16 protein-coding genes and 1 pseudogene are annotated in these 23,193 nt (G+C 73.0%); 4 read left to right on the forward strand and 13 right to left on the reverse strand.

The window, feature by feature from the left end; all coding sequences use genetic code 11:
- Positions 1 to 38: 38 nt before the first annotated feature.
- The 11 genes and pseudogenes from AC5YDV_RS14435 to AC5YDV_RS14485 form a co-directional block, all read right to left on the reverse strand.
- The gene (locus tag AC5YDV_RS14435) at positions 39 to 1,064 is read right to left on the reverse strand and encodes a LacI family DNA-binding transcriptional regulator (RefSeq protein WP_496184184.1); all 1,026 of its coding nucleotides are present in this window, start codon (positions 1,062 to 1,064) and stop codon (positions 39 to 41) included.
- 10 nt (positions 1,065 to 1,074) lie between these two features.
- On the reverse strand, positions 1,075 to 2,937 hold the full coding sequence (locus tag AC5YDV_RS14440; protein WP_496184185.1) for an MBL fold metallo-hydrolase: 1,863 nt from the start codon (positions 2,935 to 2,937) through the stop codon (positions 1,075 to 1,077).
- Positions 2,934 to 4,031, reverse strand: coding sequence for a Gfo/Idh/MocA family protein (locus AC5YDV_RS14445; protein WP_496192514.1), 1,098 nt, complete (start codon positions 4,029 to 4,031; stop codon positions 2,934 to 2,936). Before AC5YDV_RS14445 ends, AC5YDV_RS14440 begins: the two co-directional genes overlap by 4 nt.
- Positions 4,028 to 4,840, reverse strand: coding sequence for a sugar phosphate isomerase/epimerase family protein (locus AC5YDV_RS14450; RefSeq protein WP_496184187.1), 813 nt, complete (start codon positions 4,838 to 4,840; stop codon positions 4,028 to 4,030). The genes AC5YDV_RS14445 and AC5YDV_RS14450 overlap by 4 nt, the downstream gene beginning before the upstream one ends.
- A gap of 77 nt (positions 4,841 to 4,917) precedes the next feature.
- Positions 4,918 to 6,501: an FAD-dependent oxidoreductase gene (locus AC5YDV_RS14455; protein ID WP_496184188.1), complete on the reverse strand. Its 1,584-nt coding sequence runs from the start codon at positions 6,499 to 6,501 to the stop codon at positions 4,918 to 4,920.
- A complete protein-coding gene (locus AC5YDV_RS14460) occupies positions 6,498 to 8,261 on the reverse strand; it encodes a hypothetical protein (RefSeq protein WP_496184189.1) in 1,764 nt (587 codons plus the stop codon). The genes AC5YDV_RS14455 and AC5YDV_RS14460 overlap by 4 nt, the downstream gene beginning before the upstream one ends.
- Positions 8,258 to 10,795, reverse strand: a complete 2,538-nt coding sequence (locus AC5YDV_RS14465; protein ID WP_496184190.1) for a glycosyl hydrolase 2 galactose-binding domain-containing protein — start codon at positions 10,793 to 10,795, stop codon at positions 8,258 to 8,260. Before AC5YDV_RS14465 ends, AC5YDV_RS14460 begins: the two co-directional genes overlap by 4 nt.
- A complete protein-coding gene (locus AC5YDV_RS14470) occupies positions 10,792 to 11,436 on the reverse strand; it encodes an aspartate/glutamate racemase family protein (protein WP_496184191.1) in 645 nt (214 codons plus the stop codon). The genes AC5YDV_RS14465 and AC5YDV_RS14470 overlap by 4 nt, the downstream gene beginning before the upstream one ends.
- Positions 11,433 to 12,317, reverse strand: coding sequence for an aldolase (locus AC5YDV_RS14475; RefSeq protein WP_496184192.1), 885 nt, complete (start codon positions 12,315 to 12,317; stop codon positions 11,433 to 11,435). Before AC5YDV_RS14475 ends, AC5YDV_RS14470 begins: the two co-directional genes overlap by 4 nt.
- Entirely contained in the window at positions 12,314 to 13,756 is a 1,443-nt protein-coding gene (locus AC5YDV_RS14480) for an FGGY-family carbohydrate kinase (protein ID WP_496184193.1), read from the reverse strand. The genes AC5YDV_RS14475 and AC5YDV_RS14480 overlap by 4 nt, the downstream gene beginning before the upstream one ends.
- A gap of 49 nt (positions 13,757 to 13,805) precedes the next feature.
- Positions 13,806 to 14,756, reverse strand: a pseudogene (locus AC5YDV_RS14485) (IS481 family transposase).
- 38 nt (positions 14,757 to 14,794) lie between these two features.
- On the opposite strand from AC5YDV_RS14485, the gene AC5YDV_RS14490 reads away from it, so the two are divergent.
- Positions 14,795 to 16,056 (forward strand): IS3 family transposase gene (locus AC5YDV_RS14490; RefSeq protein WP_496184194.1). Its coding sequence is split into 2 segments (ribosomal slippage): positions 14,795 to 15,143 and positions 15,143 to 16,056, totalling 1,263 coding nucleotides; the frame shifts between segments, so codons are not numbered across the junction.
- Between the two features lie 209 nt (positions 16,057 to 16,265).
- Here AC5YDV_RS14490 and AC5YDV_RS14495 read toward each other — a convergent pair.
- Positions 16,266 to 16,772: an AAA family ATPase gene (locus AC5YDV_RS14495; RefSeq protein WP_496184195.1), complete on the reverse strand. Its 507-nt coding sequence runs from the start codon at positions 16,770 to 16,772 to the stop codon at positions 16,266 to 16,268.
- Between the two features lie 64 nt (positions 16,773 to 16,836).
- Between AC5YDV_RS14495 and AC5YDV_RS14500 the strand changes: the two genes are divergently transcribed.
- From AC5YDV_RS14500 to AC5YDV_RS14510, 3 genes are read left to right on the forward strand one after another with little or no spacing between them, the layout of a single operon-like run.
- Positions 16,837 to 18,075, forward strand: coding sequence for a four-carbon acid sugar kinase family protein (locus tag AC5YDV_RS14500; RefSeq protein WP_496184196.1), 1,239 nt, complete (start codon positions 16,837 to 16,839; stop codon positions 18,073 to 18,075).
- A complete protein-coding gene (locus AC5YDV_RS14505) occupies positions 18,072 to 18,668 on the forward strand; it encodes a class II aldolase/adducin family protein (RefSeq protein WP_496184197.1) in 597 nt (198 codons plus the stop codon). The genes AC5YDV_RS14500 and AC5YDV_RS14505 overlap by 4 nt, the downstream gene beginning before the upstream one ends.
- Positions 18,665 to 20,086: a sulfatase-like hydrolase/transferase gene (locus AC5YDV_RS14510; RefSeq protein ID WP_496184198.1), complete on the forward strand. Its 1,422-nt coding sequence runs from the start codon at positions 18,665 to 18,667 to the stop codon at positions 20,084 to 20,086. Before AC5YDV_RS14505 ends, AC5YDV_RS14510 begins: the two co-directional genes overlap by 4 nt.
- Before the next feature lie 65 nt (positions 20,087 to 20,151).
- Here the strand turns inward: AC5YDV_RS14510 and AC5YDV_RS14515 are convergent, their stop codons facing one another.
- On the reverse strand, positions 20,152 to 23,193 hold the full coding sequence (locus tag AC5YDV_RS14515; protein WP_496184199.1) for an alpha-mannosidase: 3,042 nt from the start codon (positions 23,191 to 23,193) through the stop codon (positions 20,152 to 20,154).

Genomic DNA, 23,193 nt, shown 5'->3' on the forward strand with positions numbered 1-23,193 from the left:
GCTGTCAATGCTCCCGCGCGCGCTGCGCGCGGTCGGGATCAGGCCCGGCGGGGGGAGGGTCCGGTCGAGCCCCGCACCACGAGGTCGACCGGGAGCGTGACCTGCTCGACCGGCAGGTCGGGGTCGTCGATCCGGCCCAGGAGCCGGCTCACCGCCGTCGACCCGATCTGCGCGGCGTCCTGTCGCACGGTGGTGACCTGGGGGGTGACCATCGACATCCAGGGGGCGTCGTCGAAGGCGACCAGGGAGATGTCCTCGGGGAGGGAGAGTCCGGCGTCCCGGATCGCGTGCCACACGCCGCGGGCGATCAGGTTGTTGGCGGTGAACACGGCTGTGGGCGGATCGGCCAACGCCAGCATCCCGGCCATCGACTCCCGCGCGGCCACGTCGTTCCAGCCGGCCGTGACCAGCAGGGCGGGGTCGGGCTCCAGCCCGGCGTCGGCGTGGGCCTGGAGGTAGCCGTCCCGACGCAGCCGTCCGGTGGTCCACTCCGTCTCGTCCGTGAGGAGGGCGATCCGGGTGTGCCCGAGGTCGATCAGGTGCCGGGTGGCCAGGCGCGCGCCCTCGGCGTTCTCGACGACGACCGTGTCCACGTCGGCGATGCCGCGGTCGATCTCCACCGCCGGGGTGCCGAGCCGACGGGCCAGTTCGGCCGGCTGGTCGGTGACCGGCGTCACGATCAACCCGGCGACGCGCTGGGCCAGCATGTTGCGAGCGGCGTCCATCTCGAGGGCGTGTTCGCCGTGGGTGTCGGCCAGCATGATCTGGTAGCCGTGGGCCCGGGCGGCCGCGGACGCCCCGGACGCGAGCTCCGCGTAGAACGGGTTGGCCAGGTCCGAGACCAGCAGACCGATGATCGAGGTGGACTGTTGCTTGAGCCCGCGCGCCAGCGCATCGGGGACGTAGCCCAGTTGGTCGGCGGCCGCGCGGACCCGGGCCATCAGTTCGGGGGACGTGTAGCCGCGGCCCGTCAGCGCCCGCGAGGTCGAGGTGCGCGACGCGCCGGCGGCCCGCGCGACATCGGTGATCGTCGCGCGCCTGCCGGTTCGTCCCTCGGTGCTCATCAGCGGCAGTCTAGGGCAGGGAGCCCGCCGTACCCACGGTCACGATGGCCTCGGCGTGCTGGCCCAGGGTCAGCGCACCGATGGTCACGTCGAGGGCGACGACCCACGGCGTCCTGCGCTCGGCACTGCTGGGGACGCGCACCGAGACCTCGGCGGTGGCGTCCGCCCGGGCCGGGATGACCAGCCGTACGGGCTCGGGCGCGTCCCAGTCCGTCGGGACGACCAGCTGCAGTTCGGCCGCAGCCTCCTCCTGCAGCGGGTTGCGCACCTCCACCCGCCACGTGAGGTGTTCCCCCGCGTGGGCTTCCCGCGCGTACGGGACGAGGCGGGCGAGGACGCCGTCCGCGGGCAGGTCCAGCTCGTTCAGGGGGAGCAGCAGGCGGTGGTGGTCGACGATCCGGTCGCCGAGGTCGGTCATGGCATCGAGGAACGCCTCACCCCCGGCGCGCGGGTTCCAGTGGCCGGTGATGAACAGGCCCGGGGCGACCCGCCGGTACAGCGCCGCCGATGCCCGGTAGTCGGCGTACGCGAAGCGGTTGCGGTACTGGTAGTTGCCCAGGTGCCGCGCCCCGGGGGCCAGCCCACCCTGACCGTCCTGCTGGTCACCGGTGGCCAGCACGCGCACGCCGTCGACCTCGAACTCGAAGGCGCCCGCGAACAGGGTGTGGCCGGGCAGGGGGTGCGTGGTGATCGTGTACTCGTGCCAGGCGACCGGCTCGTCGAAACGGAGGACGCGGTCGACGGGGATGGGCTCGAACCACTGGCAGGGCAGGTCGTACTGCATCGGCTGGGCCATGACCGGGGCCACGTTCTCCGGCGCCCACACCTGGGCGCCGGTGACGTCGCGCAGGAGGTTCATCCCGGCCACGTGGTCGTCGTGGTAGTGGGTGGCCAGCGCGGCCGCGACCCGGGTCACGCCGTGGTGGCGTGCGAGGGCGGGCAGCGAGGCGAGCAGGGGGCGCTGCGAGTGGCGTGGTCCGCCGAGCTGCGTCCAGGTCGTCATGTCGTAGCCGTAGTCGATGAGCAACGCCTCGCCGGTCTCGCTGAGGAGCACCCAGGACCGCGATTCCGAGCTGGTGTTCATCAGCAGGTGGTCGGTCACGCGGACGAAGGGGTCCTGCAGCCGGGCACGGATGTTGGTGGTCCCCTGGGGGCGGCGTCCGTCCAGGTAGGCCTGCAGGTTGTCGCCCAGGCTGGACAACGCGGCCTCGGCGTCCGGCATGGGCTCACCGTGGCTCGGCAGGAGCAGGGCCAAGGGGCCCGGGGCGTGGTGCAGCAGGGTCTCGGCGCTGACGTAGGTCATCTGCGGGCCCTCGTTGCCGGTGTAGCTCCACTGGGTCGCGGCCAGCGACCAGACCTTGCCGGGGGAGTGGATGAGGTCACCGGTGCACGCCACGGTGACGCCCCCGTGCCGGACCAGGTAGGAGACGCTGCCCGGGGTGTGGCCGGGCGTCGGCCACGTGGTGACCTCGATCCCCCCGTAGGTGGTCGTCCGGTACTCCTCGACGGTGCCGGTGACGGCGACGGGTTCCAGCAGGGAGAAGCGATCGGTGAGCAGCACGTAGTCGTTCCGCACCCGCCGAGCGGCCCAGAAGCGGTCGACCTCTGAGAACAGTTCCTGTTCCACCGGAGGCACCCAGATCTCGATGCCGGCCGCCTCCGCCCGGGGCAGCCCCTGGGCCTGGTCGCGGTGGTGGTGCGTCATCAGGACGTGGGTGATCCGGCCCACGCCCAGGGCCGGGAGGTGGTCGAGCACGGCCCCGGAGCCGAAGTCCACGCACACGGCGTCCGACCCCGGCGGCCCGGGGCGGAAGACGTAGACGTGGCACGTGTCGGCGACGCGGAAGAGGCCGGGCCGGAGCTCGGTGATCACGACAGCTCCCACCCGATCGGCGCAGGCGGGGGGAAGGTGCTGGACACGGGCACGCGGACACCATCCCGCGCGGCCCGCTGCACCGCCAGCACCGCGTCCACGACGTGGGCGCCCAACTCGCCGGAGCACCGGTGCGGCCGACCCTCCGCGATGGCGCGCGCGAGGTCGACCAGCCCCAGCGCGAAGTCGACGTCCTTGAGCCGGTCGGCCGGGGTCGTGTCCCCCTCGGGGTCGATCAGGTCGACGTCCTCGCGCTGCCCCCCGCGTGGATGCCGCCACAGCGCGCACCGTGGCGCGATCCAGGACTTGAGGAAGAGCGACCCCTCGTCGCCGTGGAACTCGATGCCCTCGCCGACGGTGGTCACCGCGTCGACGTAGAAGCTGCACTCCAGCCGGGTGAGCGTGCCATCCGCGTGCCGCAACACGGCTGTGACGTGGTCGTCGGCGCGGACCGGGAACCGGGTGCCGTCCTTCGCCCGCCGTTCGGGCAGGACCGTGTCGCCGATCGCCCGCACCTCCACCACCGGCCCGAACTGGGCGGCCAGTTGGGCGATGGGGTAGACCGCGACGTCGAACACCGGACCCACCTCGTAGAAGGAGGAGGGCGCCGGGTGCCAGGCCTCGATGCGGCCGTGGTCGACGTTGGCGTAGACGACGCGGGTGCGGCCGATGCGCCCCCGGGCCACCTCGTGCCAGGCGGTCTGCATGGCCGGCCCGAGCCACAGGCTCGGCGCCGCGGCGAGCCGGACGCCGTGGGCAAGTGCGACGTCGAGGAGGTCGGCGGCGTCCGCGGAGGTCAGGGCGAGCGGCTTCTCGGAGAACACGTGCTTCCCGGCCTGCAGCGCTGCCCGGCTGACGGGGTGGTGGACGGCGTGGCTCGTGAGGTTGAGCACGACGTCCACGCCCGGGTCGGCGAGCAGGGTCGGGAGGTCGGGGTGGGCGGTGCCGCCGTGTTCGGCCACGAAGGCCGCCAGGGCCTGCGGTGCGACGTCGGTCGCCGCCACGAGCTGCAGTTCTGGGTGGTGGGCGATGCTCCGGGCGTAGGGGGCGGCGATGTTGCCACATCCGACGACGCCGACGCCGAGCGGCCTCACCGTGCTGCCCACCACGCGAGGACGCGGTCACGGGACAGTTCCACCTCGGGGCGTGGGTCGTAGCCGTCGGCCTCGTGCTCGATGCTCACGGCGCCGGTGTACCCGATGTCGTCGAGGGCGGCCAGGGTGTCGTCCAGGCCGAGGACTCCGTCGCCGAGGGCGCACGTCTGGTGGGCTCCGACGGCCCGTACGTCCTTGAGGTGGACGTAGGCGACGGCGTCGCCGAGTTCACGGATGGCCCGGCCTGCCGGCATGCCCTGCGTCTCGAACCAGCCCGTGTCGACGCAGACCCCCGTGTGCGGCGTGACCTCACCGACCTTGGCGAGGATCGTGGCAGCGTCGGGCTCGGGGTGGTTCTCCCAGGCGAAGACCTGGTCGTACTGCTCCAGCAGGCGCACGGCGGCTGGACGGTCGCGGTGGTAGACCGCCGAGTACCCCCCGAGGATGCGCACGCCGAGGCGGGCCATGGAGGCGCAGATGAGTTCCATCTGTGCGGTGTCCTCCCCATAGGGTCCGCCGGCGTAGCTGGCGATGGTCAGGCCGTGCCGTGCCACCGAGTCCTGGATGGCGGCCAGGTGGGTCGGGGTCGCCCAGGTGGCCATGTACTGGGCGCCCCACAGGTCGACGTGGGTGAAGCCGCGTGCCGCCACGTCGGCGAAGAACTCCTCGTAGCGTGCGGCGCACGTCTCCTCGGGCTCGAACCACGCCCGTGTGGTGCGATCGCCACGGCCCCAGTCCTCCACGGTGGCGGTGAAGCCGGTCTGCTGGCCGTACAGGTTGGCCCCCATGAACGAGAGCGGACGGTTCACGACTCCTCCATCGGTCGGTGTGGCATCGATACCACCACGCTAGGCCCTGGACCCCCTCCGGGGCTAGGGTCGGCCCCTCAGCACGCCAGCACCTGCCCGTCCCGGTGGAGCGCCTCCTGCAGCACCGCCACGTCGACGGCGTGCACCAACCCGTGGTGCCGGGTGGCGAGCGCCGCGGCCAAGCCCGCTGCGTGGCCGAGCATCTGGTACTGCGGCTCCATCCGGACGCTCGCGAAGGCGACCGCCGAGCTCGACACGCACACCGGGACCAGCAGGTTGGCGCACTCCTCGCGGCGGGGCAGCAGGGCCCGGTAGGGGATGGGATAGGGCGGGACTGCCACGGAGAGGTAGCCCTCGGTGACCGCGTGGGCCACCGGGTCGGGATGCTCCCAGGCCCAGCGCCAGGTGCGCTGCACCTCGCGGATGTCGATGTGGTAGCTACCCAGGGCGACGGTGTCCGGCCATCTGGTCGGGGCCTGCAGGTCGGCCTGCGTCAGCACCACCTCGCCCTGCAGGCGTCGGGCCTCCCGCACGTACAGCTGGTGGGGCCAGTGGTCGCTGTCGGTGAACTCGTCGGGGCACAGGCCCCACGTGCCGAACTCCTCGCGGACGGCGCGCGGCACGGTGGGGTCCGTGGCGAGGAACCAGCAGAAGTCCTGCGCGTGGTGCAGGTGGCGCAGCCGGATCGCCTCGCGGCCCACGGCGTCCGCCTCGGGGTAGGCCCACGCCGAACCATCGTGCAGGGACAACGAGAAGGGCCCCAGGGAGTTGCCGTCCGCGCGGCCGCGGGGGAGGTTCGGGGTGAGCCCGAGCCACCACCCGGCGGTGTGCTCGAAGCCGGTCCGCGCGTAGTGGGCGATCAGGCGCCGGGCGAGCTCGAAGCGCTCACCGTCGTAGCCCGGCCGGGGGGCGAACGGGATCCGATCCGGCTCCTGGGTCAGGCACACCCGGTAGCCGTAGCTCATGACGCCGCCGTCGCCGGCGCCCACCGGGGCGAGCGGCGCGTCGCGAATGCCGGGCAGCACCGGCCCGGCGCGGTGGCCGGTGGGGTCGTCGACGAAGGGCGAGATCCCGAACGGGAGGTTGTGGCGCCCGGGCAGGAGTTCCTGGCGGCCGGCGAGGGACTCGCCGTGGAGGGCGACGTCCTCGCGCCCGACCGCGTAGGTGCAGCCGGCCCGCGCGAGCAGGTCGCCCTCGTAGGAGGCGTCGATCCACACCCCGGCCCGCACGGTCCCGCCGCCTCCGAACGCCGTGGGTGCCGCCCCGGTGCCGGTCAGGCCGTCGGCCGGCACGACCGACACGGCCTCGATCCGTCCCGCGCGGGTCGTGACCCCATCCAGCCGGACGCCCAGGCGCACGTCGACGCCGGCGTCGGCGAGCCACCGGTCCAGGATGGCCTCGGCGACGTGGGGCTCGGGGCCGGCGTACCGCCCGACCGGCACCCCGTAGTGCGCGGCCACCTCGGCGCGGAACCGCGCGGCGTACCCGCCCACGACCCGCTCGTCGCCCAGGTCGGTCCAGCCCAGCCCGCCCGAGGTCATGCCCCCGACGTGCCCGCCGGCCTCCAGCAGCACCACCGAGCACCCCCGGGACGCCGCGGCGACCGCCGCGCACACCCCGGCCGCAGTGGCCGCCCAGACCGCGACGTCGGCGTCCGTCACCGCTCCTCCCGGTACCGCTCCCACGTCTGGGCGACGAACGCCAGGTCGTCGGGCGTGATCGCCTCGCCCGAGTTGTCGATGCGGTCCACGTAGTACAGCGCCGGGACGCCGAGGCGCCACTGCTTGTCGGCGTACGCCAGCCACTCGGCCCGGTTGGGCATGGGCCACTGGTCGGTGTCGATGGGCTTGCCCGGCAGGACGGCTGCTGCCACCTTCGCCCGGAACCGGAGCTGGTGGGCCACCGGCACCTCGCCAAGCGCGGTGTCGTAGCGCAGCACGTCGTTGAGGCGCACCATGTCGGTGGTGTCGGCGAAGGCCGGGTGGACCGTGTGGTTGATCACCAGGGCGTCCGGCTTGGCGGCCTTGGCCGCGGCGTACACCCCCGCCATGAGGCGGTGGAGCCCGGCGATGCCCCACGGCCCGCGGCCACGCAGGCTCGCCCCGGTCGGGAGGCGCTGGGTGAAGTCCACCTTGAACCCGTCTGCGTCCAGGCCGTCGGGGCCGAGCAGCCAGCCGATCCGGTCGCGGAGGCGCTCCTGGTAGGCGGGGCTGCCGGGGTCGGCGGCGATCGGGGTGCCGAGGGCGTCCACGATGCACTCCTCGGGCGGCAGGCCCTGGGGGTCCCATGCCTTGAACCACAGCAGCACGCGGCGTCCGGCCCCGTGCTGGCGCGCGATCCAGGCCTTGAGGTCGGGCCACTTGGCCGGGTCGGGATCGTTGTCGCCGTAGTGCAACTGCCACTTGTCGTCGAGCACCACCGTGCCCGGGTTCACGCCGTGGTCGGCGAGGTGGGCCAGCCACCGGTCGTAGTTCTCCTGGGTGGCCAACCCGGCGGCCGTGAAGACGGTGGCGCCGCCCACCATGCCGGCGTCGTCGAGGGGGGCCTCCCGCAATCGGGCGGCCGCCAGCGCACACTGGGCGCCCCAGCCGCAGAAGATCGGCTCGAGCCACCAGGCCGGCGACTCGTCCGGTGCCTGCGCCGGCGGGGGCGGGGTGACGGCCTCCGCGTACTCGGCCAGCGCCGTCCAGGCCGACGCCGTGGGCCGCAGCACCAGGGTGGGCGACGTCCAGGCGCCGTCGACCACCGTGTGCGCCTCGTAGTCGAGCGTGAACCGGAACCCACCGTCCAGCGGTGAGTACCCGACCTGGGTGAAGGTCATCTCGTCGATGGGGCAGTCCACCCAGGCCGCGAGCCAGGCGCCCTTCGGCGGCTTGGTGGCCCGGGTGGCGGCCTCGCGCCCGAACGCGAAGCACAGCGGCGGAGGGGAGAAGATGCCGTTGAGGCGTCCGGCCTCGGCGTCGCCGACCGCACTGAGCACCGCCGCGGCCGCGGCAGGGCGGGCCACGGCGATCGGCTCGGTGGGCGTGGGGACGAACACCGAGGCGAAGCCGGTCGATGAGCGGAACGTGCCCGCCGCGCCCGTGGGCAGGATCGCGCGCCCGCCCAACAACGACACCTCCGTGAGCCAGCCGTCGCCCGCCACCTCGAGGCGGACGGCGACCCGGTCGGGGTGGCACTCCAGCACGACGGCCTTGCGCGCCCAGGCGGCGGAGGGCTGCGTGACGACCACCCGGCTGACCCCGTCCTCCTCGACCACCTCGGTGGTGACGCCGGGCAGCGTCTCGTCGCGGGCGTCGACCCGGTCGGCGGTGCCGACCAGGCTGAGCACGCTCCAGACCCGCCCGTCGGGGTCGCTGAGCGTCGCGCGGGGTCGCTCGGTGGACACCTCGAGCGTGTACGCGGGTCGGGTGATGATCACGGCGCCTCCTGCAGGACGGTGTCGGTGGCGGGGTGGAACGTCTCCAGACCCAGTGGGCCGCGCTCGGCTCCGGCGGTCCAGCGGACGCCCCACGCCCGGGACTCCCCGGGCAGCAGGACGCGGTTGTCGGAGGAGACCACGGGCCAGCCGCGGGAGCCGACCGGGCGCGCGTCGACCAGGCGCGGGTTGACCACGATCGCCTGGCCGGTGTTGGTGACCCGGATGCCGCCCTGCGTCGCCTCGACGGCCACGGCCGGCGCGAGGTCGAGCAGGGCCGACCAGTCGGCGTCCCGGCTCGCCAGCACGCGTTCGTCGTCGAGGACGGTCCCGTCGGCGTCCCGCCAGACCGCGCGCCAGACCAGCGGGCCGGTGCCGGGCCCGTCGAGGTCCAGCGACCCGACCGCGACCGGGCGCCCGACCTCGTCGGCCACCGGGAGCGTGCGGCGGGCGAGCTCCCGACCCGCGCCGTCGAGCGCGGTGAGCTCGACCGTGGACCCGCCGGGGACGGGGTCGCGGAAGGCCCACAGCCACGCCTCGACCACCGGACGCCCCACCGCCCACACGCTGGAGTCGGTGCGCAGCGTGACCCGGGTGTCCGCGAACGCGCGCACCATCGCGTCGTAGACCGGCTTGGGGTCGCCGTACCAGTCGACCGCGAACGTGCCCCACGCGTTGGGCACGGGCTCGTTGAGCTGCCACGGCAGCACCAGCGACATGCGGGGCGCGCGGCGGCGGTCCGCCTCGACCGCGTACTGCAACCCCGTGGCCTGCAGCAGCTGCGAGGCCCGGCGGAGGGGCTCGAGCGTGTCGAGGCGGCCGCCGAACGCGTCCTGCACGAGCGGCGCGTTGATCCACCACACGCCCGTGTGGCGGTAGACCGGGTTGGTGCGGTCGGCGGGCCAGCGCTGGGGCTCGGGGACGAGCGCCTCCAGCGAGCGCCGGTTGGTCATGCCCTCCACGCCGAACTCGGTGTGTGCCAGCGACTGGCCCCGGTTGTACAGGGTGTGGTGCGCGGTGAGGCCCTGGTGCTCCCAGGGCCCGTGCACGTCGTGCTGCCGGGCGAACTGCTCGTCGGTGAAGGCCAGTGTGTTGCCGAACAGCGGCCCGGTGGGGGAGGTGGCGAACCAGGGGCGTCCGGGGTCCAGGTCCGCCACGACGGCGGCCAGGGCCATCAGGGCGGGCGAGTCCTGGGTGGCCAGCGGGTGCTCGTCGGAGCCCAGTTCGTTGCCGCCGGCCCACGCGGCCAGGCTGGGGTGGTGCACCAGCGTCGGGACGATGCGCGTCGCCTCGTCGCGCAGGTGCTGCACGAAGGCCGGGTCCTCGCTGGGCACGCTGCGCGGGCCCGACGAGCTCTGCGTGAACTCCTGCCACACGAGCAGGCCGCGCGCGTCGCACGCCTCGTAGAAGTGCTCGGACTCGACCAACCCGCCGCCCCACACCCGCACCAGCCGGCCGTTGGCGGCGACGACGAGGTCGAGCAGGCGCTCGACCTTGGCCGGGTCGACCTCGCCGTACTGGGCGTCCGCGGGCACCCAGTTCCAGCCGGTGCCGGGCAGGGCGGCGTCGTTGACGACGAAGGTGTAGCCCAGGGCATCCGCGGGTGCGCCGGGGGTGGGGTCGACCCGGAGGTCGCGGAAGGCCGTGGTGAGCACCCGGGTGTCGGACGCCGCCCCGGCCCGAGCGGTCACCGTGACCGTGTAGCGGGATTGGGGACCCAGGCCGTGGGGCCACCAGCGGTCCGGGTCACCCACGGTGGCGGTGAGGTCCTCGCCAGGGGCACCGGAGGCAGTGGCGACCACGAAGTCGTCCGCATCGGTGACCGTCACGTCAAGGGCGGCGGCCCCGCTCGTCGCCGTCCGGACGTGCACCTGGCCCTGGGTGCCGTCGAGCTCGGGCCGGACCGTGACCGACTCGAGCTGCACAGCGCCCAGGACGACGCGCGCGGACCGCCAGACCCCCTGGTGGACCATGCGGGGGCAGAAGTCCCAGCCGAATCCCATGCGCGGGATCGCCCGGGTGACCGCGTCGGTGAACCCGACCTGGGGCTCGGTGGCGAAGGCGGGCTCGAGGGTGATCGTGAGCCAGTGGGCCCCCGCTCCGGCGAGGTCGTCGGGCACGCGGAGCCGGTGGCGGTGGTACAACCCCTCCACCCGGCCCAGCGGGCGGCCGTCCCAGCGCACGTCGGCGGCCGGGTCGACCCCGTCGAGCTCCACCGTGGCGAACTCGCCCGGGGCCAGCTCGGGCAGGTGGACCGGCCTGCGGTAGATCCAGTACCGCTCCTTGGTCCACTCGGCGGCCAGCGAGTTCCGCGCGTGGTACGGGTCGGCGAGGTCCCCGTGCCGGGTGAGGTCGCCGATGACGGATCCCGGGACCCGGGCGGGCATCCAGCCGCGGGTGGCCTGCGCGGCCGCCACGGCGTCCGCGACGGAGTTGCCCGCCTCGGGCGGGGCGTCGCTGACGTACCAGAGCCACGTCTGGCCGAGTGCTTCGCGGAACGCCCAGTCGTGACCGTCCAGGTCGATGACCCGGGTCACGACACGGCTTCGACGAGGGCGTCCACGGCGGACACCGGTGAACTGAGCACGCGGCCGCCGCGGTCGTCGCCGCCCAGCGCGTTCGCCATCGTCGCCTGCGCGAGCACCACGACGGCACCCTCGGCGAGGGCGGCGTCCACGGCCTCGGTGATGAGGCGGTCGAACGTGGCGGTGTCGCCGGCCCGGCGGGCCTCGATCGCGCCGGGCACGACGCGTCCGGCCACCGCGACGCCCTCCGATGCCTCCTCGGCGAGCAGGCGCGTGGTCGGGTCGAGCGTGGACGCGAGCGTGGCCAGCGCGACGAGCCGTCCGCCGCCGGCCGCCGCCAGCCAGCCCGCCCGCCGGGCCATGGGCCGGTCGACGCGCAGCACGGGGACGCGGGCGTCCAGGGCAGCCCGGTCGGCGACCTCCCCGATCGAGGAGCAGGTGACCAGGATCGCGGTGGCCCCGCGCGCCGTGAGGTGCTCGACGTGGGCGGCGAGGTGCTCGTCGTGGCGCCCGTCGACACCGTGCCGGATGGCCTCGTCGAGCAGCCAGGCATCGACGACGTGGAGGAGGTCGGCCCCGGGCAGGCGCTCGTGGACGAGCGCGTCGAACCGCTGCGGGTTGTCGGGGGTGGTGTGGACGAGGCCGAGGATCACTTGTCCCTCCACGGGGTGGCGTGGGCGTCGACGACGGCAGCGAGGGCCTCGAGGCGGGGCACGGAGACCCGGGCCAGGTCGCCCGCGAGGTCGCGGGAGCCGACGAGGTCGGACCAGATCGCCCGGCCGGCCAGGAAGCCGGACGCCCCCGCCCGGCACGCCTGCTCGACCGCCCCCAGGTAGTCGTCGCGGGCCACACCCTGGCTGAGGACGACCCACGGCCCGGTGATCGCCCCGTCCAGGCGCGCGCAGGCCTCGGCCAACTGGGGCCCGGGGCGTCCGGCGCGGGGAACCTGCACCTTGTACAGGCTCTGGCCGACGGCGGACAGCTCGCGCGCCGCCTCGACGATGGCCTCGTCGACGTCCCACGTCCCGGCCTCCACCTCGGCGGGGGTGGAGTCGACCACAGGCTCCAGGACGCTGAGCATGCCCAACTCCGCGCAGCGCTCGACGAACGCGCGCGACATCTCGACGCGTGCGGAGCGGCGGGCGTCCCGCTTCCACTTCACCAGCAGCTTCAGGGCGACCACGCCGGCCAGGTCGTAGCCGTCGTCCAGCACCGTGGCGTCCAGGTTGGTGTCGGTGACCGGTCCGAGAGGTTCCTGGACGAGGGCGTCGGCGGCGACGATCAGGCCGCTGCCGGGTGCCACCAGGCCTTCGTCCCGGACCTCGGGGTACCCGAAGTCGCGGTCGATCAGGAAGCCGGAGGCGTACGGGCTGAGCACCCGCGCCACGTCGCGCTTGAAGTCCGTCAGGTGCTCGGGCGTGGTGTCGGGCAGGCCGGCGTCGACGAACATCGTCCGCAGGCTCTCGCGCTGGTCCATGGCGACCATGGCCAAGCCCCCGGAGGGGCGGGCGATGGCGTCGAGCGTGATGGTCATGGTTCTCCTCGGGTTGCTGCGTCGATGAACTCGGTCAGGCGGCGGCCGTAGGCCGCCGCGTGGTGGGGGACGGGGGTGAGGGGAGTGGTCGGCAGGGACACCTCGTTCGGGACGAGCCCGGTGCGGACGAGCGCCAGCAACGCGGCACCGGTGGCGACGGGCTCGGCGACGTCGACGACGCGCGTGGGGACGCCGGCGAGGGTGGCCTTGATGGCCTGCCACGTGGAGTCGCGCCGGACGGCCTCGCCGATGACGACCGCGGGGCCGCCTGCGGCTCGGTCGGTGTGGGACGCCGCGGCGTCGGTGATCCACCGAGCCTGGAGGCAGACGGCCTCGAGGGCGAGGAGCCCGTGGGGCGCGGTCGGCTCGCCGACGAGGCGGGCGACGGCGTCCGGGTCGGGGTGGGGGCACTGGCGGCCCCGGGGATAGGGGAGCCAGAACGCCGCGCCCGCCAGCGCCGCCGGGTCGGCCATCGCGTCTGCGAGCAGTGCGGCCACGTCGCCGTCGGTGTGGCGGTCGGCCACCCACTGCAGGAATCCGCCAGCGGCGGGGGAGCCGCCGAGGACCACTTCGGTGGCCCCGTCGACCGCGCGGGTGAGGCTGAACCCGTCCCGACCCAGCGCTGCCCGGTCGGGTGCCCGGTCGACCAGCGTCAGGACCGCCTCGGCGGTGCCCACCGAGTCGGCCACCGCGCCCGGTTCGCGAGCCCCTGCGGCCCACGCGGCGACCTGGTGGTCGTGGCCTGCGACCAGAACGGGTGTCCCCGCACGCAGGCCGGTGGCACCAGCGAGGGAGCGGGACACGACGTCCAGTTCCTCGCCCGGCAGCCCGACCCGGGGAAGGCGGTCGGGGGAGAGGCCGGCCCCGGCGAGCAGGTCTGGGTCGAAGGCGGGGGCCAGACCGGCCCCGGTCTCGGGGAGCGGGTACGCCCCGGTGCGCCCGGCCAGCGTGTGGTCGGTGCGGAGTCGGCCGGTCAGCGCATGGTGGACGAGGTCGGCCGCTCCGGCCCAGTGGGCCATGGCGTCCAGGAGGTCGGGGTCGTGGCGCCGTTGGTCGAGCCAGAGTGACAGTGGAGGTTTGGGCCCGGGACGCACGCCGGTCGCCGTGAAGAAGGCATCCCTCCCGAACGCCGCGGCCCACGCCTGGAAGGCGACATCGCTGCGCGCGTCCTGCCAGGAGAGCAGGCCGGTGAGGGCCCGGTGGTCGGCGTCCAGGGGGAAGCCGGACTCCGCCATCGAGGCGATGCCGACGGCTTGGGGTGGGGTCGTGGCGGCCTCCACGGCCTCGCGCACCAGGGACACCACGACGCCTAGGAGCGTGGACGCCTCGGCCGGGGTCGGACGGCTCAGGACCAGCGTGGGGCCAGAGCTGTCCGCGACCACCACCTTCGTGTTGGTCGTCCCGATGTCGATGCCGAGACCGACGGGGTGAAACGGCATAGGGAATCGATACCACATTCCCCTGCGCAGGGCTAGGTGTACCCGGCCATCAGGTTGGTAGCAGACGGCTGATCGGGGGTTGGCCTCCGAGTGCGCTGTGGTGTCGTTCAGTGTTGTAGTGCTCGAGCTAGGGGGCAAGTGCTGCGGCGCGCTGCTCGTTGGTGGTGTAGATCCGTCGGTACGCCCATTCGGTGGCGAGGGTGCGGTTGAGGCGTTCGACTTTGCCGTTCTGCCAGGGGCAGTGGGGTTTGATGAGCTTCTGCTTGATGCCGTGCTCGGCACACAGTGCTCGCAGGGACTGGCGGTAGGCCCACGCGTTGTCGGTCATCAGGCGTTCGATCCGGGCGATGCCATGGGCGGTGAAGTAGGCGATGCCACGCTCTAGGAACCCGGCGCAGGTCGGGCCCTTCTCGTCGGGCAGGATCTCGCTGTAGGCCAGCCGGGAGTGGTCATCGACAAGGGAGTGGACATAGTCGTAGCCGACCTTGATCTTCTTGCGGGCTGCGGTGGAACCCATCTGCCTGCCATGGGCCTTCCAGCCGCCCCCGGCCGGGATCTTGCCGAGCTTCTTGACGTCCATGTGAACCAGTTCACCGGGTCGCTAACGCTCGTAACGGACGGCGGTCTGTTTCGAGGCCCGGATCAGCTCGCCGGTGATCGGGTCGAGTTCACGTAGGTGGGGCACCTGGTGGCGCCGCAGGATCCGCGACACGGTACGGGCCGCGACGCCCAGCTTCGGCCCGAGTACGTCGGGGCCATCACGTTGGGCTGCACGAGCCGCCAGAACCTGCTGCTCGACCTCAAGGCTGGTCTTGGTGGGCATCGAGTGTGGCCGTGAGGACCGCGTCAGCAAGCCCGCCTCGCCCTCGACGACGAACCGATCGATCCAAGTCTTGACGCACTTGCGGGATACGCCCATCGCTGCGGCTATGTTGGGCCTGGGGCCAGTCGGCCTGATGACGGGCAAGGGGCCTGACCCCGGTTCTTGGACACGCTGAATCCAGCACTTGGTGCTGGGGAAGCGAGATGATCCGAGATATGGCTAGGAAGAACTACTCCGAGGAGTTCCGTCGTCAGGCCGTCGACTTGTACGAGTCCACGCCGGGGGCCACGGTCCGCGGCATCGCTGAGGACCTGGGCATCGTGCGCGGCACATTGCGGCACTGGCTCGAGGTCTACGGCACCGGCAAGAAGACCGCTGCTGACGGGACGCTGACCTCCAGTCCGCTGCAGTCCAAGCCCTCGACCGCGGGCCCGTCTGCACCGGTCGATGAGTCGGCGGAGCAGAAGATCGCCCGGCTGGAGGCACGGGTGAACGAGCTCGAGCTCGAGACCACCAAGCTGACCACCGAGCGGGAGATCCTCCAGCGGGCGGCCAAGTATTTCGCCGGGGAGACGCGCTGGTGAGTCGCTTCCAGTTCGTCGCCGACAACTCCGCCACCTTCGAGGTGAAGCGACTGTGCCAGCTCGTCGAGATCGAGCGTTCCTCCTACTACGCCTGGAAAGCCGGGGCGCCGGCACGCGAGGAGCGTGCCCGGGCAGATGCTCAGCTCGCCGAGCGGATCCGAGCCGTCCACACACAGGACAACACCCAGGGTGCGCCACGGATCACCGCCGAGCTCAACGACAACGCGCCTGACGGTGAGCGCGTGAACCACAAGCGGGTCGCCAGGGTGATGCGCCTGGAGGGCATCCGCGGCTACGTGAAGAAGCGTCGGGTGCGAACCACGATCCCCGAGCCGTCGGGGCACAAGCACCCCGACCTGCTCAAGCGCCACTTCACCGCCGACGCGCCGAACCGCCGCTACGTCGGCGACATCACCTACCTGCCATTGGCCGACGGGACGAACCTCTACCTGGCCACCGTCATCGACTGCTACTCCCGGCGGCTCGCCGGCTGGGCCCTGGCCGACCACATGCGGACCGAGTTGGTCGAGGACGCCCTCAACGCGGCTGCCTCAACCCGGGGGCGGCTCACGGGTGCGATCTTCCACAGTGACCACGGGTCGGTCTACTGCTCCAAGGACTACGCCAAGCTGTGCACCAACCTCGGCGTCACCCAATCCATGGGTGCAGTCGGCTCGTCGGCCGACAACGCGTTGGCTGAATCGTTCAACGCCGCGATGAAGCGCGAGGTCCTCCAAGACGCTGCCTGCTGGCCCGACGAGCTGACCTGCCGTCGCGAACTCTTCCGCTGGCTCGTCCGCTACAACACCCGACGCCGTCACTCTTGGTGCGGCTACCTGTCCCCATCCACCTACGAGGCCCGCCGGGCCACTACGCTGCAGACCGCCGCGTAATCACACCCCGTGTCCAGAATCCGGGGGTAAGGCCCCAACGATCAATCGACGACCGTGAACGGTCAGGCGGACGCTACCGTGGGACGCGAGAACCTCCGGGTGAGTGTGGGCCGTAGACAAGCACATCCCATTCGGAGGTTCTCGTTCGTTCAACCAGGCTCGCCGCTACCAACGTCCTGGCCGGGTACAGCTAGGTGGCCAGCGGGGGATCAGGCCCAACCCGCCCCGTCTAGGATCGCCTGGACCGATTCGCCCACGGTCGCGGGGTGCGTGCTCACCCGGAAGTCCAGGATGCGCTCGTGGTCGGAGCGGGCGTGGTAGACGTCGACCCACCGGCGCAGGCCGGCAGCCATGGCGTCGGTGGGCTCGCGCTCGGTGACCCGCCGCTTCAGCACGTCGATGGGGGCCGCCAGTTCGCAGATGACCAGGCGGGCGCCGGGCAGGACGGCTCGGAGCAGGTCCACCTCCTCCTCGTCGGCGAACACGGTCGGGATGATGAGCTTGATGTCCGGCACGGCAGCCACGTACCGCGGCCACAGGAGGCGGAGGTTCTCGCGGGGGAACGACCTGCCCGGGTAGGGGTGGATCAGGCTGATGTCGTCGAGGTCGATGACGCCCCACGGCGTGTCGGCCTCGGCGAGCGCCATGGCGAGGGCCCGGGCGAGGGTGCTCTTCCCCGAACCGGGGGAACCGTGCAGGGCCAGGACATCGGGCATGGCCTCAGTATGCCTCGATGAGGCATCGATTCCACACGGGGGTTCGATCGGCTAGATTCCTGCCATGGGCTGGCTCGGGATCATCGCCGACGACATCACGGGCGCGACGGACGTCGCCTCCGCCGTGCGTGCCGCCGGGCACCACGTGGTGCTGACCATCGGCGTGCCCGACGGACCGCTGCCGGACGCCGACGCGTGGGTCATCGCGCTGACCACCCGGCAGGACACCCCGGAGCTGGCGGTCGGCCGGAGTGTCCGGGCCGCGCGGGCGCTGCTGGCGGCCGGTGCCGACGTGCTCTACCAGAAGTACTGCTCGACGTTCGACTCCACCGAGCGCGGCAACATCGGGCCGGTCGGCGACGCCCTGCTGGCGCTGGCGTCCGAGGACGGCGGGGTGGGCGCGACCCAGGTGCACACGCCGGCGACGCCGCGGGTGGGCCGGACGGCCGTGGGCGGGGACCTGTTCGTGCTCGGCGTCCCGCTGGCGTCCTCGCCGATGAAGGACCACCCGCTCACCCCGATGCGCGACTCCTCGCTGGAGCGGCTCATGGCCGCGCAGGCGCGGCGTCCGGTGGCGCTGGTCGAGGCGTCCGGACGCCCGCCCGCCGGGCACGTCTTCGTCGACGCGACGACCGAGGGCGACCTCGACTGGGTGGCCTCGTGGGCGCTGGGGCTGGGCCGGTGGCCGCAGGTGGTCGTCGGCGGCGCGGCCGGCCTTGCGGGGGCCCTGGCGCGATCCGTGGGGCCGCGGGCGGGGGGAGTGGCCCACCCGCTGCCACGCGCCGAGGGCGGGCCCGGCCGTCGGTTGGTCGTCGCCGGCAGCCTGTCGGCGCGGACCCGCGAGCAGGTGGCGGCGTTCGCCGGCCCCGTGGTCCGGGTCGGGGCCGAGGCCGTGATGACCGACCCGCTCGTGGTCGACGATGCGCTGGCCGAAGTGGCCGGTCACCTGGACGACGACCCCGAGCGCCCGGTGCTCGTGACGTCGGTCGTGGAACCGGCACGGGCGACCGCGGACCAGTCCCGCTGGGGCGTCGAGCCGTTGGCCAGGGCGTTCGAGGCGGTGCTCGGCGAGGTCGCGCGCCGTGGCGTCCGAAGCCTGGGCGTCACCCACGTGCTCTGCGCCGGCGGCGAGACATCCGGGGCCGTGGCCTCCGCGTTGGGGTTGACCTCGCTCGTCGTGGGCGACGACGTGGCGCCCGGCGTCCCGTGGACGGTGACGCCGTCGGGGCTCGCCGTGCTGTTCAAGTCGGGCAACTTCGGGGAGCCCGACCTCTTCACCACCGCGTGGGAGGCAGCCCCATGAGCCTCGCGGAGCACGTCGTAACCACCGCCCGGCGCCTCGCGGAGCGAGGTCTCTCGCCAGGGGGTTCGGGCAACCTGTCGGTGCGGGTCGGGGACCGACTCCTGATCACCCCGACGGGTGGTTCGTTCTCCCGGCTGCAGGTGTCGGACCTGGCGGTGCTCACCCGCTCGGGCGAGCACGTGGACGGCCCGCCCCCCTCGAAGGAGTGGCCCCTGCACGTCGCGCTGTACGACGAGCGTCCGGACGCCCGCGCTGCCGTCCACCTGCACTCGCCCCACGCGACCGCCCTGGCCTGCCTCGAACCGGACGCCGACGGCGTCCAGCTGCCCCTGCTGACGCCGTACCAGCGGATGAAGCTCGGGCACCCGCTCGTCGTGGCCGACTACGCGCCGCCCGGGAGCAGCGAACTCGCGGAGTCGATCCGGGTCGTCGCCGGGGTCGCGCCCGCACTGCTCATGGCCAACCATGGCCTGCTCACGGCGGGGCCGGACCTAGACTCCGCCGCCGACCTCGCCGAGGAACTCGAGGCCGCCGCGCGCGTGTTCTTCACCGTGGGCGCCCACGCGGGCCGCGGCGTCCGGTTGCTGTCGTGAGGCGGCCCAACATCCTCCTGGTCGTGGCGGACCAGTTAGCCGCCGACTGCATCGCGGCGCTCGGCCACCCGGCCGTCCGGACGCCGCACCTCGACGCGCTCGTCGCCGACGCCATGTCCTACGAGGCGGCCTACTCCGCAGCCCCGCTGTGTGCGCCGTCCCGGGCGGGGCTGATGACGGGGCGCATGCCGAGCCGCGACGGCGTGCTCGACAACGGGTCTGACCTGGCGTCCTCGGTGCCGACGTTCGCCCACCACCTCAACCGGGCCGGCTACACGACGGTGCTGGCGGGGAAGATGCACTTCGTCGGGCCCGACCAGCACCACGGCTTCACCGAACGCCTCACGCCCGACATCATGCCGACCACCTTCGCGCTCACGCCCGCGTGGTCGGACTCCCCGGTGCCCAACCCGGGCACCAGCGTCGACCGCCTGCGCCAGGCGCCGGTCGCCGCGTGGAGCCTCCAGCGTGGCTACGACGACGAGGCGCTGCACCGCTCTCTGGCCCGGCTGCGGCAGCTCTCGACGCAGGACGACCCGTGGCTGCTGTGTGCCTCCTTCGCCCAGCCGCACGACCCGTTCGTGGTGACCGCCGAGGAGTGGGCCGCCTATGACGATGTGCTGATCCCTCCGCCGGCGGTGGCGGGTCCGGACGACGACCTGCACCCGTTCGACCGCTGGATCCAGGTGCACCACGAGGCGGACGTCAGGCCGCTGACCGCTGAGGAGACACTGCGGGCGCGGCGGGCCTACTACGCGTGCGTCTCGTGGGTGGACGCCGCGGTGGGGACCCTGGTGGCGGAGGTCGGGCGCCTCGGGTTGTCCGACGACACCATCGTCGTGTTCACCTCCGACCACGGGGAGATGCTCGGTGAGCACGGCATGTGGTTCAAGCGCACGTGGCGGGAGGGGTCGCTGCGGGTCCCGCTGGTGGTCCGCGTGCCCCGTGGGCTGACCGGACGCCGGACAGCCCCGGTCAGCCTGCTGGACCTGACGGCCTCGTTGCTGGGCTGGGCCGGCGTGTCGGACGCCGAGGGCCTCGACGGCGTCCCCCTGGGCGCCGATCGGGGCCCCGTCAGGTTCGAGTACCTGGGGGAGGGCACGATCGAGCCGCTCGTCGGCGTCCGGGACGGGCGCTGGAAGTACTGCGCGGTGCGCGGGCACCGGTCGATCCTCGTCGACCTCGAGGATGACCCCCACGAGACGGTCAACCTGTCCGGACGGCCCGGGTTCGCCGAACTGGAGGCCCGTCTGCACGCTGTCGCGCTCCATGGCCGTGACCTCGACGGGCTCGGCGACGAGGTTCGGGCGTCCCAGCGTCGGCGGCTCCAGGTGCACGACGGGACGCCGCCGGAGCGGACCTGGCCGGTCGAGCCTGCGGCGTCCGTGCGTGCCCCTTACCGCCCGAGGGCGACCTAGCCGAGGCCCCAGAACTTACCGTCCGCCGTCCCCGGCAGTTCGGCAGATCCTTCCGGGCCCAGAGTTCAGTGGAAGCGCAACGTCACGACCTGGAACGGCTTGAGGGCCAGCCGGACGCCACCGTCCACGCGCTCGAGCGGCGCCAGGGCGGCGACCTCGGGGTCGGCGTCCTCGAGCAGGTTGACGACCTCGACCGACCCGAAGGCGAAGCCGGGGGTGACCGTGGTCACCGACCGCCCACCGGAGGACTCGTACAGGCGCACCACGACGTCACCCGAGCGGTCGGCGGCCAGCTTCACGGCCGCCACCACGGCGTCCGGGTTGGACGACGTGACCACGGGCTCGACCCCGCCGGAACCCGCCACCGGCCGGGCAGGCACCGACTGCGTCCAGGCGGCGCGCACGGCGTCCGCGATCGTGGCACCCAGCACCAGCGAGTAGCCGAACGCGTGGCGTCCGCGGTCGGCCTGCGGGTCGGGGTACTTCGGCGCGCGCAGCAGAGACAGTCGCACGGTCGTGGCCCCGGGTCCGCGCTGGTCGCCCGTCTGCGGCCGGGACACGTCGTGCCCGTAGGTGCCGACGGTCGTGAGGGCCACGCCGAAGCCGGGCTCGCCCAGGTGCAGCCAGCGGTGGGCGCAGGCCTCGAACATGGCCGCCTCCCACGAGGTGTTGTCGTTCGTGGGGCGCACCACGTGCCCGAACTGGGTCTCGGCCGCGTAGTGGGTGGCCTTCACCGCCAGCGGGAACGCCACCTTCATCAGCATCTCGTCCTCGTGCCAGTCGACGTCCGCGGTGAAGTCGAGTCGGGCGGCGTCCGGAGCCAGCCGGATCGTCTGCTCGATCGAGGTCTCCCCGTGCGTCCGGCGCACCCGGACGCCGTCGTCCAGCACCTCGAGCGCGTCGACCCCGTCGAGGTCGGTGCGCGCGTGCCGGTAGAAGGCGTCGATGTCCCAGGCGTCGAAGCGGTTCGGGTGGTCCGGGTGCAGGTGCAGGTGGTTGCCTAGGCCGGCGAGCACCTCGCGGCCGTCCACCACGATCGACGCCAGCGTGCCGTCGGCGTCGACCACGACCCGCACGTGGTCGTTGGCCAGCACCACCCGCTCGCCCTCCCGGTCCACCCGCACGGACGCCGCGGGTGCCGGTTCCGCCACACCCGCCCCGAACGCCGGGATGCCATCGCGCGCGAAGGGTGACGCGTTGAAGGTGAGCGTGGCTTCGACAGGGTCAGCCGGCGGGGTTTCGACGGGCTCAGGCGCCCGGCTCGACGCCGCCAACGCGCCCACCGCGCGTTCGATGATGACGCGGGTCTCCGCGACCAGGCGGTCGTAGTCGTCCCGCGCCTCGTTGTGCACCCACGCGATCGAGGAGCCGGGCAGGATGTCGTGGAACTGCAGCACCAGCATCTCGCGCCAGAGCCGCTGGAGGTTGTCGTAGGGGTAGTCGAGCAGCCCGTCCAGGGCGGCGCGCGTCGACCAGACCTCGGCCTCCACGAGCAACTGCTCCATGAGCCGGTTCCCGCGCTTCATGGCCGACTGGGTGGTCCACACGCCACGGTGGAACTCCAGGTACATCTCGCCCGCCCACACCGGGGCGTCGGCGAACTCCTCCTCGGCGGCACGGAAGAACGCCAGCGGGTCGCGGTGCACCACCCGCGGAGACCCCTCGAGGTCGGCCATCCGGTTCGCCAGCTCCACCATCTCGCGGGTGGGGCCGCCTCCGCCGTCGCCGTAGCCGTACGGCATCAGCGCGTGGGTGGCGTGCCCGAGGTCCTTGAAGTTCGACTCGTTCTTGGCCATCTCGAAGCCCAGGAACGACGCCGAGTAGGTGTCGGACGGTGGGAAGTGGGCGAGCACCCGGGTGCCGTCGATGCCCTCCCACCAGAAGGTCGAGTGCGGGAACACGTTGGTGGTGTTCCAGCTCATCTTCTGGGTCAGGAAGTACTTCGTGCCCGCGAGGCGACAGATCTGGGGCAGGGCCCCGGCGTAGCCGAAGGAGTCGGGCAGCCACGCCACCTCGCAGGTGGTGCCGAACTCCTCGCGGAAGAACAGCTGTCCCTCCAGGAACTGGCGCACCAGCGCCTCGCCGCTGACCATCACGGCGTCCGACTCGACCCACATGCCGCCGACGGGCACCCAGCGCCCGGCCGCCACGTGGGCGCGCATTCGGTCGTAGATCGCGGGGTAGCGCTGCTTCATCCAGTCGTACTGCACGGCCTGGCTGCACGCGAACACGGCGTCCGGGTGCTCGTCGAGCAGGCGGGAGACGTTGCTGAACGTCCGGGACGCCTTTCGGATCGTCTCTCGCACCGGCCACAACCATGCCGTGTCGATGTGGGCGTGGCCGACGGCGGTCACCTCCATCGCGGACGCCGCGGCCGGCTTGGCCAGCTCACCCGCCAACTCCGCCCGGGCCGCCGCGGCGTCAGCCACGACGTCACCCCGGTCGACCACGTCGAGCGCGGCGCCCAGGGCGCGCAGCACCGATTGGCGCCGCGACGAGCGTGCGGGCAGCTCCGCCACGGCGGCCATGAGGGCCTCGATGTCGAGCACCAGGCCGTACACCTCGGGCTCGAACACGCCCAGCTCGGCGCCGGTGAACTGGTAGAGCGGCCGGCGGTGCGCCGTGGCGAGGTCGCCGTTCGGGTTGGACACCTCCTCGGTGAACCGCGCGTTGGACGCCGCCTCGACGTAGACGTGCACGTCCTCGCCGCCGGCGGCCGCCTCCGCGATCGGGATCCATGCCGTCCGCGGCTCGACGCCCTTGATCGGGACGCCGTCGCGCGTCCAGGCCAGCCCCTCGCTCTGGAAGCCGGGGCCGCCCTTGTTGAAGCCGAGGTCCACCAGCAGGTCGACGCGGCGCCCCGCCATCGCGGCGGGAACCTCGCCGGTGAACCGGAACCACGTGGTGCCCCAGGGGCGGCCCCACCACGTGAGCGGCTCGAAGGGCGCGTACTCCAGCCCGGACGCCTCGGCGAACCCGATCGGCTCGCCCGGCAGCTCGGCGGCTTCGATCCTCACCGGCGTGCGTGAGGTGTAGATGGCCGGGACGAGCCGCAGCTCCAGCGCCTTGAGCATGCGCCGCGGGGTGTCGGACAGGTTGTGGTGCAT

It is taken from the genome of Propioniciclava sp. LT432 (assembly GCF_059515965.1).